General features: G+C 73.9%; 13 protein-coding genes and 1 pseudogene. 2 read left to right on the forward strand and 12 right to left on the reverse strand.

Annotated elements, in window-relative coordinates; translation table 11 throughout:
* Positions 1–4: 4 nt before the first annotated feature.
* The 5 genes from C6W10_RS35705 to ribA all read right to left on the reverse strand — a co-directional run bounded on the left by C6W10_RS35705 (position 5) and on the right by ribA (position 5,191).
* The gene (locus C6W10_RS35705; protein ID WP_107263383.1) at positions 5–1,642 is read right to left on the reverse strand and encodes a S8 family peptidase; all 1,638 of its coding nucleotides are present in this window, start codon (positions 1,640–1,642) and stop codon (positions 5–7) included.
* 259 nt (positions 1,643–1,901) lie between these two features.
* A complete protein-coding gene (locus C6W10_RS38190) occupies positions 1,902–2,645 on the reverse strand; it encodes a hypothetical protein (protein WP_199853809.1) in 744 nt (247 codons plus the stop codon).
* Positions 2,646–2,647: 2 nt separating this feature from the next.
* Entirely contained in the window at positions 2,648–3,619 is a 972-nt protein-coding gene (locus tag C6W10_RS35715; RefSeq protein ID WP_107263384.1) for an acetylxylan esterase, read from the reverse strand.
* 294 nt (positions 3,620–3,913) lie between these two features.
* On the reverse strand, positions 3,914–4,402 hold the full coding sequence (locus C6W10_RS35720) for a GNAT family N-acetyltransferase (RefSeq protein WP_107263385.1): 489 nt from the start codon (positions 4,400–4,402) through the stop codon (positions 3,914–3,916).
* Between the two features lie 81 nt (positions 4,403–4,483).
* A complete protein-coding gene (ribA, locus tag C6W10_RS35725; protein WP_107263386.1) occupies positions 4,484–5,191 on the reverse strand; it encodes a GTP cyclohydrolase II in 708 nt (235 codons plus the stop codon).
* 228 nt (positions 5,192–5,419) lie between these two features.
* Between ribA and C6W10_RS35730 the strand changes: the two genes are divergently transcribed.
* Positions 5,420–6,112: a dihydrofolate reductase family protein gene (locus C6W10_RS35730; protein WP_107263387.1), complete on the forward strand. Its 693-nt coding sequence runs from the start codon at positions 5,420–5,422 to the stop codon at positions 6,110–6,112.
* 62 nt (positions 6,113–6,174) lie between these two features.
* Here C6W10_RS35730 and C6W10_RS35735 read toward each other — a convergent pair whose 3' ends face one another.
* The 5 genes and pseudogenes from C6W10_RS35735 to C6W10_RS35755 all read right to left on the reverse strand — a co-directional run bounded on the left by C6W10_RS35735 (position 6,175) and on the right by C6W10_RS35755 (position 11,329).
* Positions 6,175–7,365, reverse strand: coding sequence for a lysylphosphatidylglycerol synthase transmembrane domain-containing protein (locus C6W10_RS35735; RefSeq protein ID WP_107264555.1), 1,191 nt, complete (start codon positions 7,363–7,365; stop codon positions 6,175–6,177).
* Positions 7,366–7,542: 177 nt separating this feature from the next.
* A complete protein-coding gene (locus C6W10_RS35740; protein WP_107263388.1) occupies positions 7,543–8,406 on the reverse strand; it encodes a class I SAM-dependent methyltransferase in 864 nt (287 codons plus the stop codon).
* A gap of 194 nt (positions 8,407–8,600) precedes the next feature.
* Positions 8,601–9,641 (reverse strand): annotated as a pseudogene (locus tag C6W10_RS35745) (glycosyltransferase family 4 protein); the annotation flags it as partial.
* A 184-nt stretch (positions 9,642–9,825) separates the two neighbouring features.
* On the reverse strand, positions 9,826–10,224 hold the full coding sequence (locus C6W10_RS35750) for a 6-carboxytetrahydropterin synthase (RefSeq protein ID WP_107263389.1): 399 nt from the start codon (positions 10,222–10,224) through the stop codon (positions 9,826–9,828).
* 112 nt (positions 10,225–10,336) lie between these two features.
* The gene (locus C6W10_RS35755) at positions 10,337–11,329 is read right to left on the reverse strand and encodes a zinc-binding alcohol dehydrogenase (RefSeq protein WP_107263390.1); all 993 of its coding nucleotides are present in this window, start codon (positions 11,327–11,329) and stop codon (positions 10,337–10,339) included.
* Positions 11,330–11,544: 215 nt separating this feature from the next.
* Between C6W10_RS35755 and C6W10_RS35760 the strand changes: the two genes are divergently transcribed.
* Complete coding sequence (locus C6W10_RS35760) at positions 11,545–12,267, forward strand: CDP-alcohol phosphatidyltransferase family protein (protein WP_234359118.1); 723 nt, start codon at positions 11,545–11,547, stop codon at positions 12,265–12,267.
* A 168-nt stretch (positions 12,268–12,435) separates the two neighbouring features.
* Here the strand turns inward: C6W10_RS35760 and C6W10_RS35765 are convergent, their stop codons facing one another.
* Together C6W10_RS35765 and C6W10_RS35770 are read right to left on the reverse strand one after the other, a co-directional pair.
* Positions 12,436–13,224 carry a hypothetical protein gene (locus tag C6W10_RS35765; RefSeq protein WP_159104881.1) on the reverse strand — a complete coding sequence of 263 codons (789 nt, stop codon included), beginning with the start codon at positions 13,222–13,224 and terminating at the stop codon, positions 12,436–12,438.
* A gap of 189 nt (positions 13,225–13,413) precedes the next feature.
* Positions 13,414–15,699, reverse strand: a complete 2,286-nt coding sequence (locus C6W10_RS35770; protein WP_107263392.1) for a transporter substrate-binding domain-containing protein — start codon at positions 15,697–15,699, stop codon at positions 13,414–13,416.
* Positions 15,700–15,819 lie beyond the last annotated feature (120 nt).

A 15,819-nucleotide genomic window follows, 5' to 3' on the forward strand; every position in this document is an offset into this window, starting at 1 on the left:
TGGGTCAGACCGACTGGAGGGCCCGCATCGCGTCGACGAGGCCACGGCCCTGGAACGAAGGATCCCGACCGAGGTCGGTGGCGGAGTCGAGCAGCGCCCGCTTGACCCGGTGCGGGCGGCCGATGAACTCCTGGTGCACCGACATGAACGCCGCCGCCACCCCGGAGACGTGCGGTGCCGCCATGGAGGTGCCGGAGTTCTCCACGTAGGTCGCGCCGGGGACGCCCAGCCGCGCCTGGTCGAGCAGTCGGCCGGTACCGGCGCTGATCACCCGCTCGCCCGGGGCCACCAGATCCGGCTTGGCCCGGCCGTCCCCGGTCGGACCCTTGGAGGAGAAGTAGGAGACGCCGGAGGCGTGCGGCCGGCACGAGGTGGCGCCGACCGTGATGGCCAGTTCGGCGTTGCCGGGATCGTTGATGGTCAGGTCGAACGCCGTCCGCATCCGCCGGCCACCGGCGTCGATGACGTAGCCGTAGCCGGTGTTGCCGGCCGCCGCCACCACGACCACCCCGGACTGCACCAGCCGGTCGACCTCGCGGCAGATCGGGCTGAGACCGGTGGCGAACCAGGTCGGGTCGAAGGGATAACCGACCGACAGGTTGACCCCGTGCACGAGGAGTTCCCGGCCGTGGTCGTTGAGTTCCTGGATGTACTCCAGCGCGGCCAGCACCGCCGCCATGTCACCGGAGCCGTCGTCCCGGAGGATCTTGCAGGAGAGCAGCCGGCAGCGCGGCGCCATCCCGCTGATCGACCGCAGGCGCAGCCGCTCGGTACGCAGGTCGCCCGCCTCCGGCTGATAGAACGTGGCGGCGGTCAGCGGATCCTGGTCGTCGGCGACGATCTGCTCGCCGGCCAGGATCCCGGCGACGTGCGTGCCGTGCCCGGCCACGTCCCTGGTCGCCTCGGCGTCACTGTCGCCGACGAAGGACCGGTGCGCCAGTGGCGGGGTCAGGGCCAGGTTGCCGTGCCGCTGGAAGTGCCCGTGCCGCTCGTCGATGCCGGAGTCGAGTACCGCCCAGACGATGTCCTGGCCGTACGCGTTGAAGGCCCGGTGTGCCGCCTGGCACTTGGTGGTCACCACCGAGCGGTGGATGAGCGGCTGGACCTCGAAGTTGGGCCAGATGCGGTGGATCGCCGAGCGCGGGGCCGGACCGGCGCCGACCGTCGACGCCGACGGCTCCTCGGTGGCCGGGCCGGAATATGGTGCCTGCTCCGCCAGCCCGGCCTCCATCTCCGCCTGCTCCTGGGCGACCTCCTCGGCCTCCTCGGCGTCGGCGGCGACCAGGGCGCGGATCTGCGCGGCGGTCAGGGCGGTGCTGACGTACGAGCCGATCGGCCAGACCGGCGTCTCGGCGTCGGCGACCTCCCGGATCAGCTCCGTCACCCGGGACTGTGCCCGGCGCACGCCGCCGACGTAGCGGGTGCGCAGCTCGATCACCACGCCGATCGGCTCCTCGCCCGACTCCCGCATCCGCTCCTGCAACGGTCGGGCGATGACCGAGTCGGTGACCAGGCTGGGTGAGGTCGGCACCGGCGAGAGCGGGCTCGCCCGGTCGCCGCCGTCGGCGTTCTGCTCGGCCGAACCGAACTCGGCGGGCAGCGGCTCCGTCGGACGGCCCGGGTCGACGCTGTCGGAGTCCATCGATTCCTCCCGTGACTTCCGGACCATCGTTTCCTCACGGACGGCCGGAGGAGAAGCGGCGGACGTGGATCTGACAGTCGTCGTCGACCGTGTTGCGGACGGGTCGGATGCGACCGGTCGGGGAGCCGGGTAATCATACGGCCACGGTCGCCTCCGGTGGGGGCCCGCTGACCCACCCCCGGCCGCGAAGGTGGCCGCGTCGTCCGATGTCCGCGGACGCCTCCCGCCGCCGGCCGGAGGCGTCCGGACCGAGCCAGGACTATCCGGTACCCGTGCCGGTGCCGGTGCCCGTGCCGAAGGGTGCGCGGGCCAGCGACACCCGTACCGGCTGGCGGCCGTTGAACCGGAAGCGCAGCAGCTCGGCCGCGCCGACGACCACCTCACCCAGGTGCAGGTCACGACGTGCGGCGACCCAGTCGACCAGCCCCACCGGATCGCGCAGCGGCCCGGTGAAGTGCACGAGGGTGGCGTACCAGATGTCCCGGGTGAAGTCGGCCTCGAACCAGGCGTCGGCACCGAGTTCGTCGCCGAGCCGCGCGGCGAACTCGTCCGCCGCCGGGTCGACCGGGTACCCGCAGGCCATCACGCCGGACGGGGTGAGTGTCAGCCCGCGCAGTACCAGGCGTACCGGCCGGCACGCCGCCGCGGCCCGAAGCAGCGCCGAGCTGGCCCGGCGTACCAGCGGGTCGCCGGCCCGCACGCCACTGCGGTGCGCCTCCAGCGCCCGTACCGTGAAATGCGCCGCCTCCGGCGCACCCGTCGGCCAGTGGTCGGGGCCGGCCACCGCGAGCGCCTCGGCGGTCACCGCCGCGAGCCGGGCGGCGCAGGCCGGACCGGGCGGCAGCACCACCGACAGCCCCCACCGGCCGCCGTCGACCGGCGGGGAGTCCCGGTAGTGGTTGCCGGCCAGCACCGCGTCGCGGCCCCGGACGAAGAGCCGGTCGAAGGCGGCGCCGTAGCCGGAGACCGGCTCGGCGACCCTGCGCTGCTCCGAGCTACCCACGGTCAGCCGAAGAGCCGGCGCAGCAGTGCGGCCTGTCGGGGGAACTGGAAACCCGCCCCGCCCTCGTGCCCGTTGTACGGCCACACCGTGATCTCCTTCTCCTCGCCCGCATAGTGGTTGAAGGCGGCGTAGACCGTCGACGGCGGGCAGACCGCGTCCATCAGGGCGACGGAGAAGAGCGCCGGGGCGCTCGCCCGGCTGGCGAAGTTGACCCCGTCGAAGTAGCTGAGGGTGTGGAACGCCTGCTCCACGTCGCCCCGGTGCGTCCGCAAGTACGTCACCAGCTCGTGGTACGGCGTGGCGTCGGTGATCTCGGTGGCCCGGCGGAAGTGGCAGAGGAACGGCACGTTCGGCAGTACCGCCGCGAGCCCGTCGACGAGGCCGGCGACGGCGATGCTGATCCCGCCGCCCTGACTGGTGCCGCCCACCGCCACCCGTTCCGGGTCGACCCTCGGGTGCGCCCGGACGGTCTCCACGGCCCGGACCGCGTCGGTGAAGACCCGCCGGTAGTAGTAGCTGCTCGGATCGGTGAGTCCCCGGGTGAGGAAACCGGGGGTCTGCGGCAGGCCGACCGGGTCCGGGTCCGGGGTGTCGCCGACCAGGTGACCGGCGCTGCCCTGGCCCCGGGTGTCCATCACCAGGTGGGCGTAGCCGGCGGCGCTCCAGGCGAGCCACTCGTGCGGCAACCCGCGCCCGCCGCCGTACCCGAGGTAGTCGACGACGCAGGGGAGTCGGCCGGTACTGTGCCGGGGGAGCAGGAACCAGCCGCGTACCGGCTGACCGGCGAAGCCGGAGAAGGTGACGTCGAAGACCTCTACAGTGGAGAGTCCGGCGTCGTACGGTGCGAACCGCGCCGGGGTGCCGGCGTCACGGGCCTGGGCCAGGGTGTCGGCCCAGAAGGCGTCGAAGTCGGACGGTTCCTCGCGCTTCGGTAGGTAGTCGCGCAACCGGTCCAGTGGCCAGTCGACAAGCATGCGCCGTCTCCTCTCGTCGTCGCGGGCTGGAGGGGTGCAGCCCGCGAGCGGCCCCGGCCGCGAGCCGAGGCGTCCCGAAATCGGAGGGTAGCGTCCGGGCCGCGGATCGCCACGTGCCGGTGCGCGGCACCGCGGTGCGGACGACGCGAAATCGTCGTCGAGTCCCTGGTCGCGTGGGAGGTCGCTCCGGTCGTCCGGGGCCGGTCAGGTCCCGTCGTTCGGGAAGCCCGTCCGGTCGTTCGGGACGGTCAGGTCTGGTCGTCCGGCGCGGTCAGGTCTGGTCGTTCGGGACGGTCAGGTCTGGCCGTTCGGGACGGTCAGGTCCAGGACGCCGACCACCTGGTCGCCGATCCGCTCGCCGGCGAGCCGGAAGCCGAGCCGGGTGTAGAAGCGCTCCGGTCCGTGCTCGCCCGGCGCCCAGGTCACATAGGCCCGGTCCTGCCCGCGCCGACGAAGCTCGTCGCAGACCGCCAGCACGGCGAACCGACCGTACCCCCGGCCCTGCTGGTCGGCGGCGATGTTCAGCCGCCAGAGCCCGGAGCGGGGCTCGTCGGCCGGGTCGTCCGGATCGAACCTGACCAGGAAGAAGGCCATCACGAAGCCGACGAGCCGATCGGCGTCGTAGACCAGCCGGGGCCAGGCGACCTCCGGCTGGACGTACGCCTCGGCCAGCGACTGCGCGACCGGCGCGACCAGACCCTCCTGGTCGGGGCGGATCCGCAGTTTGCAGGCGGCGACGACGTTGTCCGGAGTGACCTTCTCCAGGCGCGGCGACGACGACATCTCGGCACTCTATCCGCTCCGTCCCGCCCGGCCGGTGTTCCGTCCCGGCGGGGGTGGCCGCACACGGACCGGCACCGGCCCTCAGTCGGCGAGCGGCAGGTCGATGGTGTGCGCGGTGTGGTTGGCCTTCGTCTTCAGATATCGGGCGTTGGCGGCGGAGAGGTGCACACCGGTGGGTACCCGCTCGGCGACCTGCACGCCGAGCCGGTCGAGTTGTTCCGCCTTGTCGGGGTTGTTGCTCAGCAGCGCGATCCGGTCCGCGCCGAGGGTACGCAGCATCTGCGCCGCCACGGTGTAGTCCCGCTCGTCCTCGCCGTGCCCGAGCGCCAGGTTGGCCTCGTAGGTGTCCAGCCCCACGTCCTGTAGGGCGTACGCGTCGAGTTTCGCGTACAGCCCGATGCCCCGGCCCTCCTGCCGCAGGTAGAGCAGGAACCCGCCCTGGTCGCTGATCCGCTCGACCGCCTCTCGCAGCTGCGGGCCGCAGTCGCACCGCTGACTGCCGAAGACGTCACCGGTCATGCACTCGCTGTGCGGCCGCACCAGCGGCGCGGTAGCGCCGTCGACGGACTGGCCCAGTCTGCTCCGCCAGTCACCCAGACCGAGTGCGAGATGCTCCCGGCCGTCCACCAGCCCGTCGAAGGTGAAGACGCTCGCGGTCGCGGTGTAGCCGTCGGCGAAGCGGAGCGGTACGGTCACCTGCCGACGGACGGTGGCGGCCGGAACCGGCCCGACGGCGTCGAGCGTTTCGGGTGCCTCGGCGGTGGTTACCTGGGGCGGTGTGTGCGGCATCAGTTCTCCCTCTTGGGGTCGGGTGCGTACGCCCTGAAGATCTAGGGTGCCTCTCTCGGGGGTCTGCCCGCCCGCGCATCTGCAGAGCGTGGAGGCTGGTACCCGGTGCGCGGTCATCCGATGCGGGCCACCTGACCAGCATCGGGGCGAGGTCGGCGGGGACGGGCGCCGACGATGCGGAAGACTGACCCACCGCGCGGGCTGTTCATCGACGGAGAGGTGCGACAAGTGGGCGACCGGCCGTACGTACTGCTCAGCTGCGGCATGTCAATCGACGGTTACCTGGACAACGCCGGCGAGACGCGCCTGCTGCTCTCCAACGACGCGGATTTCGACCGGGTCGATGCGGTACGGGCGGAATGCGATGCCATCCTGGTCGGCGCGGGTACGGTCCGCCAGGACAACCCGCGACTTCTGGTCCGGTCGGAGCAGCGCCGGGCCGAGCGGGTGGCCCGGGGACTGCGGCCGACACCGCTGAAGGTGACCGTGACCGGTCGGGCCGACCTGGACCCGACCGCCCGGTTCTTCGTCACGGGTGACATCGACAAGATCGTCTACTGTGCGAGCGCCAGCCTGGACGAGGCCCGTAAGCGTCTCGGCGAGGTGGCGACCGTGGTCGACAGCGGCGACCCCGTCGACCTGGAGATGGTGCTGGCCGACCTGCACGCCCGGGGCGTGGCCCGGCTGATGGTCGAGGGCGGCGGGCAGATACACACCCAGTTCCTCACCGCCGGCCTCGCCGACGAGTTGCAGTTGGTGATCGCGCCATTCTTCGTCGGCGACTCCCGGGCGCCGCGCTTCGTCGGCGATGGCCGGTTTCCGTGGGGACCCGACCGCCGGGCGGAACTCGCCGAGGTCTGCCAGATCGACGATGTGGTGCTGTTGCGCTACGCCCTCTCGGAGCGGTTCGCCGCGACGTGACCCGTGGACGGCCGCCGGGCCGGCCGGGGCGGCGAAGGGCGTGCGGGGGGCCTTGCCGCCGGTCACGCGACCGCTCGGGGTAGCCGGAGACGCGCCGTCACCCGCTTGCCGGACGCCACGGTCGCGGGTGCCAGCGTTGCGGACGCCATGGCCGCAGGTGCCACGGCTGCGGTCGTGCTGATCACGGTCGGGCTGATCGCGGTCGGTCCGGTTTCGGTCGTGCGGAGCCCGGCGATCCAGCGGGTGACCAACACCACGGCTCCGGGCAGGCTCGCGACGAAGGCGAGCACCCCGTAGACCACGGCGACGGTGAGACCGAGCGAGGCGCCCAGCCCGGCCGCGCCGAAGGCCCAGGCGGTGACGCCTTCCCGGGGACCCCAGCCGCCGACGTTCAGCGGCAGCGCCATCGCGATCAGGGCCAGCAGCATCAGCGGTACGAGCTGGCCCACCGGCGCCGACGAGCCGGCGGCCCGGGCCGCGACGACGAAGGTAGCGAGATGTCCGGCCAGCACCACGGCGGAGGAGAGCGCCACTCCCGGCCAACTGTTCCGGGCGAGCAACCCGAGCCGTACGTCGGAAACGGCCGTCCGGCACGCCCGGCGCCACCGCGAACCGGCCGGGCGGACCGCCTCCGGGCTGCCGGGCCGTACCCGCTCCGGGGGGGCGCCGTCCGCAGCGGAAGGGGAGTGGTCCGCAGCGGAAGCGTGCAGTCGCCGTCGCGACCGCAGTACCAGCCAGCAGGCGAGACCGAGCGCCCCGGCCGCAGCCACGACGGCGGCCAGCAGCGGGCCGGTCGGATCGGAGCCGACCCCGGCCGGCAGCGGGGCGGGATAGCCGAGCAGCAGCACCAGTACGCCGACGGTGACCAGCACGATCTGTCCGGCCGAACGTTCCAGCACCACCGCCCGGACGCTGCGGCTCACGTCGTCCACGTCCCGGCCGTGCCGCACCGCCCGATGCACGTCCCCGAGTACGCCGCCCGGCAGCGCGGCGTTGAGGAAGAGCCCCCGGTAGTAGTCGGCGACAGCCCTGCCCAGCGGCAACCGGATGCCGAGCCCCCGGGCCACCAGGCACCAGCGCCACGCGCTGAACACCGTGGTCAGCAGCCCGATCCCGAGCGCGGCGAGCAGGGTGCCGGCGTCGATCACCCGCAGCCCGTCCAGGAACGCCTCGGTGCCGAGCCGCCACAGCAGGAAGCCGAGGATCGCGGCGCCGCCGAGCAGCCGTGCCCAGGCCCAGAACGTACGCCTCACGACGCCGCCCGGTCCGCCGGAACTCCCCGCCGTGCCGTCCTCGCCCCGCACATCCGCCAGCCTCCTTCGATCGGTGTCTCGCCAGTTATACGAGGCAACCGGGGCTGCGGTTCATCCGTGCCCGGCGAGCGGGTCGGTACGGGCTCACTCGTGCGTGCCGAGCGGGTCGGTACGGGCTCATGCCTGCGTGGCGAGCAGGTCGGCGTGCCCGACGACCACCCGCAGCTCACCGGCGGTCGCGGCGGCGAGCCGGCGCTCCAGGTATCCGGCGGCCGGGCCGGCCAGCTCCGGACGGTGCTCGACGGCGGCGGCGACCCAGCCGCGCAGCCACCACGCGGCCAGTTCCGCGTCGGCCGGGCCGAGCCGCCACGGGCTGGGCCGGACCCGCACCTGCGCACCGAGCCGGCGGAACGCCTCGGCGGTCGCGTCCACGGCGTCCGGGCCGAGCAGTCGCGCTCCGTCGGCGGTGTCGCGCCGCTGGTGGGCGTTGAACGCGGCGGCGATCTCGGCGTCGAGCGGGTCGGCCGGGGAGATTTCCACCTCGCCGAGCACCGAGAGGGTCAGCAGCGCCGGGCAGCCGGCGTCGACGCAGGCCGTGACGAGCCGCTCCACCTCGGCCAGGCTGAGCAGGTCGAGCAGGGCCGAGGCGGTGACCAGCGACGCCCCGGCGAGGTCGTCGGCGGTCAGCCGGGTGAGGTCGCACTCCCGGGTCAGCACACTGACCGGCGAGCCGTCGGCGGCGGTGCGCGGCAGGTGGTCCCGGGCGTGCTCAAGCAGCCCGGCCTCCCGGTCGTAGAGCACCCACTGCTGCGGACCGGGTAGCCGACCGGCGAGCCAGCGCCCCATCGAACCACTGCCGCAGCCCAGGTCCCGGATCACGATCGGGCCGGCGTCCGGCAGCAGGCCACGCAGCGCTTCCACCAGCTCGTCCGCCCGGGCCCGGGCGTCGGCCGGCTCCCGCAGGCCGAGCCAGGCCAGGCTGTACGGCGAATCGTCGTCGCCGCCGTCGGATTGCCCGGTTCGCTCGCCGTGCTCAGTCATGCCGTCCCCTCGCTGCGCTCACTTCTGCGGTCTTCCAACGGATCGCCCTGGCTGGCTGACGACGGATCGTCCTGGCCGGCGGGCGATGGATCGTCCTGGCTGGCTGGCGACGGATCGTCCTGGCCGGTGGGCGGCGGATCGTCCTCGGCCGACCGTGGCTGCCGGGGCGGTCCCGGTTGCCGGGCCAGCGCGGTCAACACCTCGCCGAGGCGGGCGGCGGTGACGTCCCAGCCCGGCAGGTCCGCCCGGCGGTCCCGGGCGGCGGCCCGGAGCCGCTGCCGCAGGTCCGGCTCGTCGAACCAGCGGCGCAGCGCCGTGGCCAGCGCCGCCGGGTCACCGGGCGGCACCAGCAGTCCGGGTACGGCTCCGTCGGGTGCCCGGCCGATCGCCTCCGGTAGCCCGTCCACCTCGCTGCCCAGCACCGGTACGCCCCGGGCCAGCGCCTCGGTGACGACCATGCCGTACGGCTCGGCCCGGGACGGCAGCACCAGCAGGTCGGCGGCGGCGTAGTCGGCGGCCAGCTCGGCACCGGTACGCGGACCGGCGAACAGTACCCGGTCGGCCAGTCCGGCCGCCGCGGCGGAGCGACGCAGCCGGTCGACGTACTCCGGATCCCGGTCCACGGGGCCGACACAGCGGCAGGTCCAGGGGCGGTCGGCGACACTCGCCAGCGCCTCCACCAGTACGTCGTGGCCCTTGCGGGGGATGACCGAGGCGACGCAGAGCAGGCTCGCGGCGCCGTCCGTACCCGATGCCAGCGGTGCGGCCGCGACCCCGGGCGGCACGACGTGCACCCGCCCGGCGGGCAGGCCGTGTCGCCGCACCAGCGTCCGTCCCGTCCCGGCGCTGGTCGCGACGATCGCCGGGGCGGCCCGCAGGGTGCGCCGTTCCAGGTCGTCGAGCCGGGCCGCCAGATCGGGCGGCAGCCCGGTCTCGTCGCGCAGCGGCAGGTGCACCAGCACCGCCAGCCGGAGCCGAGCGGCGGCCGGGCCGACGACCTCGGGCACCCCGCAGGCCACCAGCCCGTCGAGCAGCACCACCGCACCGTCCGGTACGCCGTCGAGCGCGGCGGCCAGCGTCGCCCGCTCGGCCGGGTCCGGTCGGGGCCAGCTCCCCGGCACGGCGAGTTCGCGCACCTGCCAGCCGAGCCGGACCAGCCCGGTGATGACCTGGCGGTCGTAGGCGTTGCCGCCGCTCGGGGTGGCCGGGTCGTCGATGTCCCCGGGCAGCACCACGTAAGCGGTCCCGGCGCTCGTCGCGCCCGTCCGCCCGTCCCCGGCGCCCAGCGTGGCGCCCGTGTCGCCGGCGTTCATCGCGCCCGTCCGCCCGTCCCCGGCGTTCAGCGTGGCGCCCGTGTCGCCGGTGTTCATCGCGCCGTCCGTGGCCCCGGCCCCGGCGGGCCGCCGGGATCCGCTCCCGTCACAGGGTCCGCTCGTAGCTGGCCCAGGCGATGTGCGACTCGTGCAGCGTGACGGTGATGCCGGTCAGCCCGCGCGCTCCCGCACCGAGCTGCCCGGCCTGCACCCGCTCGGCGAGCCGGTCGGCGATGATCTGGGCGAGCGCCTCGGTCGAGGTGTTGATCCCGGCGAGCGAGGGCTCGTCGTCCAGGTTGCGGTAGTTGAGTTCGCCCAGCACCTCGGCCAACGCTCCGGAGGCCAGCCCGATGTCGACGACGATGTTGTCGGCGTCGAGTTCGGGCCGGCGGAACGTGGCGTCCACCACGAAGGTCGCCCCGTGCAGCTTCTGGGCGGGGCCGAAGACCTCGCCCCGGAAGCTGTGCGCGATCATGATGTGGTCACGGACGGTGATGCTGAACAAGGATCTCCTCCTGGTGTTTCCCCGATCGGAGTTGCCCGATCGGGTCGCTCTGTCGCAGCTGATCGCTCTGTCGCAGCTGATGGCTCTGTCGGAGCTGGTCGGTCTGTCGGAGCTAACGGGCGATCGCCGCGTCACCGTAGTTGACCACGTGACACAACGCGGATAGTTCCCCGCTGACCAGCCGGGGAAGCACCTCCGGCAGCTCGGCGAAGTCGCAGGCACCGGTGAGCAGGGCGTCGAAGACCGGGTCGGCTAGCAGCTCCAGGGCGAGCGCGAGCCGATCCGCGAAGGTACGCCGCCCGCGTACGTTCGGTGACACCGTACCGACCTGACTGCTGCGTACGACCAGTCGGCGGGAGTGGAAGTTCTCGCCGAGCGGCACGCTGACCTGGCGGTCGCCGTACCAGCTCAGCTCGACGACGGTCCCCTCCGGAGCGAGCAGTTCCAGCGACCGGGTCAGCCCGGCCGAGGTGGCGCTGGCGTGCACCACCAGGTCACGGTCGCCGGCCGCGTCGGCGGGCGACGCGAAGTCGACGCCGAGCGCGGCGGCGACTCCCGCCCGGCCGGGATCGGCGTCGACCAACTGCACCCGGGCGCCGGGGAACCGGGCGAGGACCCCGGCCACCGCGCTGCCGACCATCCCCGCCCCGACGACCGTGACCCGGTCGCCGACCAGCGGCGCGGCGTCCCAGAGCGCGTTCACCGCGGTCTCCACGGTGCCGGCGAGCACCGCCCGGGACGCCGGCACCCCCTCCGGTACGACGGTGACCGCCGACGCCGGCACGACGTACCGGGTCTGGTGCGGAAAGAGGCAGAAGGCGGTACGGCCGACCAGGTGCTCCGGTCCCGCCTCGACCAGGCCGACGTTGAGGTAGCCGTACTTCACCGGGCCGGGGAAGTCGCCCTCCTGGAACGGGGCGCGCATCGTCGCGTACTGGCTCGGCGGCACCTTGCCGGCGAAGACCAGCGTCTCGGTGCCCCGGCTCAGCCCGGAGTGGAGAGTGCGGACCAACACCTCGTCGGCACCGGGCGGCGCCAGCGGTACCGACCGGATCTCGCCCCGGCCGGGTGCGGCAAGCCAGAAGGCCTGGGCACGCACTGTCATCAACTCCTTTCCCGGTGCGATGAACCGAACGCGGGTGTTTTCCGTTTCCACGGGGGTGGGCAGCGGCAACGATACGCGGCGCGTCGATCGCGCCAAACCGTGACGGAGGAACGTTGACTGTCAGTGATCACCCGATCGCAACATCCCTGGTCCGCCTGCGTCCCGCGCGGCAGCGGGCGGTATCCGTACCGCTCGATGGTCGTCGCCCCGTACCGGTGGGCACGCCAGCGGAGCTGGACGGACCGGCGGTGGGGCTGGCCGTCCAGTTCGTGCTGCTGGCGGCGCTCTCCGCCACGGTCGGGCTGGGCCCCGCCGGCTGGTTCGCCGGTTCGGCGTACGCGGTGGTCACCTGGCTGCTGCTCGGCCGGGCGATGCGCCGCTCCGGCGCCCGGATGCTCGGCGCGGCCAACCAGGTCACCCTGGCCCGGGGCACCCTGGTCGGCGGGGTGACCGCGCTGGTGGCGGCCTCCTTCTGGTCGCCGGCCCCGGTCGGGCTGCTGGTCGCCGTGGCAGGGGTGGCGCTGGCGCTGGACTGGGTCGACGGTCAGGTCGCCCGGCGCACCGGCACGACCTCCGCGCTCGGCGCCCGGTTCGACATGGAGGTCGACGCCTTCCTCATCCTGGTCCTGAGTGCCTATCTGGCGCAGTCCCTCGGTGCCTGGGTACTGGCCATCGGCGTCCTCCGGTACCTCTTCGTCGCGGCCGCCTGGGCGCTGCCGTGGCTCAACGCGGCGCTGCCGCACCGGTTCTCCCGGAAGACCGTCGCCGCGATGCAGGGCATCGTGCTGGCGGTGGCGAGTTCCGGGCTGCTTCCCGGACCACTGGCGTACGCGTCGGTCGGGCTGGCCTTGGCCCTGCTCTGCTGGTCGTTCGGCCGGGACGTCGGCTGGCTGTGGCGGGCACACCACCGGGACCCGGTACCGGTCGGTTCGCGCTGAACCCCGTCCGCCCACCGCACGGTCCGTCGTGGGGGCACGCCCCCCGCACGGTCCGTCGTTTGGGGGAACGCCCTCCGCACGGTCCGTCGTGGGGGCAGGCGGAGGCGGGGGGAACCTGCCGCGCCGGTGACCGGGGTGTGGCACCCGCCGCAATCCGGGCCCGGTCGGTCAGCGGAGGCGCTCGATCGTCACCGGGATCAGCCCCGCCATCCTGGCCGCCGTCGCCAGCTCGCGCAGCAGTGGTCCGATGGCGTCGTCGCGGTCGCCGGCCAGGTCGGCCGTCAGGTCCAGGCACCAGGCGGCACCCGCACCGATCCGACGCAGTTCCCAGGTGAAGGCGTCGGCACCGACCCGGCGTCGCGCCGTACCGACGACTCCGGTCAGGACGCTGCTGCCGCCCTGACCGGGTCGCATCCGCCAGGTGCCGAGCAGTCCGGTCAGGGCGTCCGGGTCGAGCCCGGCGGTGAAGAGGACCCGGTAGAGCCGGGTTTCGGTGAAGCCCGGGGTGGCCCGGCCGGGGCTCAGCCGCAGCGGTGCCGAGGCGGGCAGCCGGATACCGTCGTCGAAGTGTCCGCGCAGCACCTCCTCGCCGGGTAGTTCGCCTCCGCCCAGATGGCGGTAGACGAACTCGACCTCCTGCCGGTTGGCGCCGACGACCCGGTCCCGCAGTGCGGCGTCGGCACGTACGCCCCGGCTGAACGTTGAGGCGCCCCGCCAGCGGGAGCCGCCGGCCGTCCACCCGGTGCTGTCGAGCCGGACCGCCGAATAGTCGCGGTCCAATACGAACTCCTCGACGAGGATTCCCGCCGGGCCGGCGAAGTCCGGGTTGTCGGGCCGGACCAGGTAGTAGTCCAGCATCGACCCGGCGGCGACCGGCCTCGCCGCCGTCCCGGGCCGGGATACGGCTCGGGACGGCCACCGGGCCGCACCGTCCGGTCTCGCGGATACCGTCGGCATGCCATACATTCTCGGCCGGGAATCCGCTCCGACGGTCGCGGCTCGCCCAGAAGCGGTCGCCGGAGATGTTCCCGACGCCGCCTCCGCACCGGGAAAACGCAACGAGCCTCGCGGACTCAGCGGGTCTCGGGGGAGTCGGCGGGTCTCGGGGCCTGAGCGGCTCTCGGGGCTTGAGCGGGTCTCGGGGAGTCAGCGGGCCTCGGGGACGGTGGGCTCCTGCTCGTCGTACCGGCCGATTGTGCGTTGCCAGGCGGCCCGCCAACGACCGTCGGCGACGATCCGGCGCAACGTCTCGGTGAGCCAGGCCCGGAACGGTTCGTCGCCCCGGCGCAGGCCGATCCCGTACGGCTGCGGATCGAAGGCCCGGCCCACCAGGCGGAATCCGGCGCTGTTGCCGGCGGCCAGTCCCACCAGGGCCGGCCCGTCCCCGGTGATCGCGTCGACCCTGCCGGCCGCGAGCGCCTCCGCACACTCCTGATAGCCGCCGAGCGACGTCAGCGCCAGCGACCGGCCGCCGAGGTGCTCTTCGAGCCGCCTGCCGTGCGGTGTTCCGGTGACGGTGCAGATCCGGTAGCCCTCGGTCCGTAACGACTCGGGGCCGGTGATCGCGGTCTCGCCGGCCCGTACCAGCAGTTGCTGCCCCGGCAGGTGGTACGGCCCGGCGAACGCGACCCGTTGGGCGCGGGTCTCGGTGATGGTGTAGCTGGCGATGACGAGGTCGACCCGGCCCTGCTCGATGAGTTCTTCCCGGCCCGTCAACGGCGCCTCGGTCCACCGCACGCGGTCGGGGTCGATGCCGAGTTCACCGGCGATCAGCCGCCCGATCTCCACGTCGAACCCGGTCATCGTCCCGTCGGGCTCCCGGTAGCCGGTACCGGGGAGGTCGAACCTGCTGCCGATCGCGATCTGCCGTGCCGCCTGCAACCGTCGCATGGTCGTACCCTCGGCGAAGACCGGCGACGCCTGGGCGCTCGGCGTCGGGTCGGCAGGCCCGCCACCGGGTCGGTCCCACGGATTCAGCACCACGACGATGGCCAGCACGGCCAGTACGGCCAGTACGGCCAACGCGAGCACCCCGGCGAGGAGGATCCGACCGCTTCGCCGGGACGGCGCGGACCGGCCCGGGGGACCGGTCGGCGACTCGGCCCCTGCGGCCGGAGCGCCCGGGCCGGGCACCGCTACCGGTGGTCCGGACGCTGGCGCCACCGGGTCGACCGGTAATAGGTGAGAGCCGGCCGGGGGAGAGCCGGTCGACGGAACGCCGGTCGACGGAACGCCGGCCAGGGGAGAGCCGGTCGAGGAGAGGCCGGGTGGCGGTGGCGGCGGCACGGGAGCGCCGGGTGGCGGCGGGACGGGAAGGCCGGGCGGTGCCGGGGCGGGGCCGGTGGGCAGCATGTCGTCCGGCGACACCGCGAGGGCGCCCTCGGCCACCACGAGTTCCGGCTGCTCGGTGACGACCGGTGCCACCCCGAGGACCCGGTGCAGCAGCGTCGCCGCCAGCGGGATCCGGCTCGCGCCCCCGACCAGGACGACGGTGGCCGGTCCCACTCCGGGGCCGGCCGAGCGGACCGCCGCCACCGTCACCTCGACGGTACGGTCCAGCACCACCCGGGCCAGCCGTTCGAACTCCTCCCGGCCGACCGGCACCGACTCGTCGAAGAGCGGGACGTGCAGGTAACCCACCGAGGTGCGGCTCAGGCTCTCCTTCGCCCGGCGGGCCTCGTCCCACAGGGCCAGCGCGGCGCGGCGGTCGGCGTCGTCACCCGGTGCGGTCAGCCGCCGCCACCGGACCGGATCGCGCTCCGCCAGCAGCCGGCCGACGTAGTCGACGAGCGCAGCGTCGAGATCCAGCCCGCCGGTCTGCGGCAGCCCGTCGGTGGCCAGCACGGTGAAGCCGCCCGTGGCGGTGCGCCGGACGACGGTCGCGTCGAAGGTGCCCGCGCCGAGGTCGTAGACGGCGACGTGACCACCGGCCGGCACGTCCAGCGCGCCGGCCCCCACCAGATAGCTCGCGGCGGCGACCGGCTCGGCGGCGAGCCGGGGCTCGGGCAGGCCGGCCTCGACGGCGGCGGCCACCAGCAGCGCCCGCCGGGTCGGCCCCCAGGTGGCGGGCAGGGTGAACAGTACCGATCCGAGCCCGCCCGGCCCCGCGACCCGGTTGGCCTCGTCGGCGACCCGGGCCAGCGTGGCGGCCACCAGCGAGGTGACCGAGACCTCCCGGTCGCCGAGCCAGACGGTGCCCTCGCCGATGCGCCGCTTCGGGTACGGCTCGAAGCCCTGTGGCCGTCGTCGGGCGGCGTCGGTGGCGTCCTGACCGGACAGGATCGTGCCGCCGTCCTCCACACAGGTGGCCGAGGAGAGCAGTGGCGAACCGTCGAAGAGCAGCGGCCGGGTACGCCCGTCGGGCCAGCGCAGCACCGCAACGGTGTGCGACGTTCCATAGTCGACACTCAGCCGGAACCCACCGTCCGCCACCCTGGCAGCCTAGTGGGCGCCCGACGGTCCCGGACGTCGGTGTCCGACGCCGGCTCCAACCCGGACACGCGCTCGCTGGCCACCGGCTACGCCGGCCGGCGGCTCGCGGAGCATCGGATG

Origin of the sequence: Plantactinospora sp. BB1, assembly GCF_003030385.1 — a bacterium.
Classification (GTDB): Bacteria; Actinomycetota; Actinomycetes; order Mycobacteriales; family Micromonosporaceae; genus Plantactinospora.

Coding starts and splice junctions, on each gene's coding strand:
- C6W10_RS35705 (WP_107263383.1), bottom strand. CDS start 1,642: ATGGACTCCGACAGCGTCGACCCGGGCCGTCCGACGGAGCCGCTGCCC.
- C6W10_RS35715 (WP_107263384.1), bottom strand. CDS start 3,619: ATGCTTGTCGACTGGCCACTGGACCGGTTGCGCGACTACCTACCGAAG.
- C6W10_RS35720 (WP_107263385.1), bottom strand. CDS start 4,402: ATGTCGTCGTCGCCGCGCCTGGAGAAGGTCACTCCGGACAACGTCGTC.
- ribA (WP_107263386.1), bottom strand. CDS start 5,191: ATGCCGCACACACCGCCCCAGGTAACCACCGCCGAGGCACCCGAAACG.
- C6W10_RS35740 (WP_107263388.1), bottom strand. CDS start 8,406: ATGACTGAGCACGGCGAGCGAACCGGGCAATCCGACGGCGGCGACGAC.
- C6W10_RS35755 (WP_107263390.1), bottom strand. CDS start 11,329: ATGACAGTGCGTGCCCAGGCCTTCTGGCTTGCCGCACCCGGCCGGGGC.
- C6W10_RS35765 (WP_159104881.1), bottom strand. CDS start 13,224: ATGCCGACGGTATCCGCGAGACCGGACGGTGCGGCCCGGTGGCCGTCC.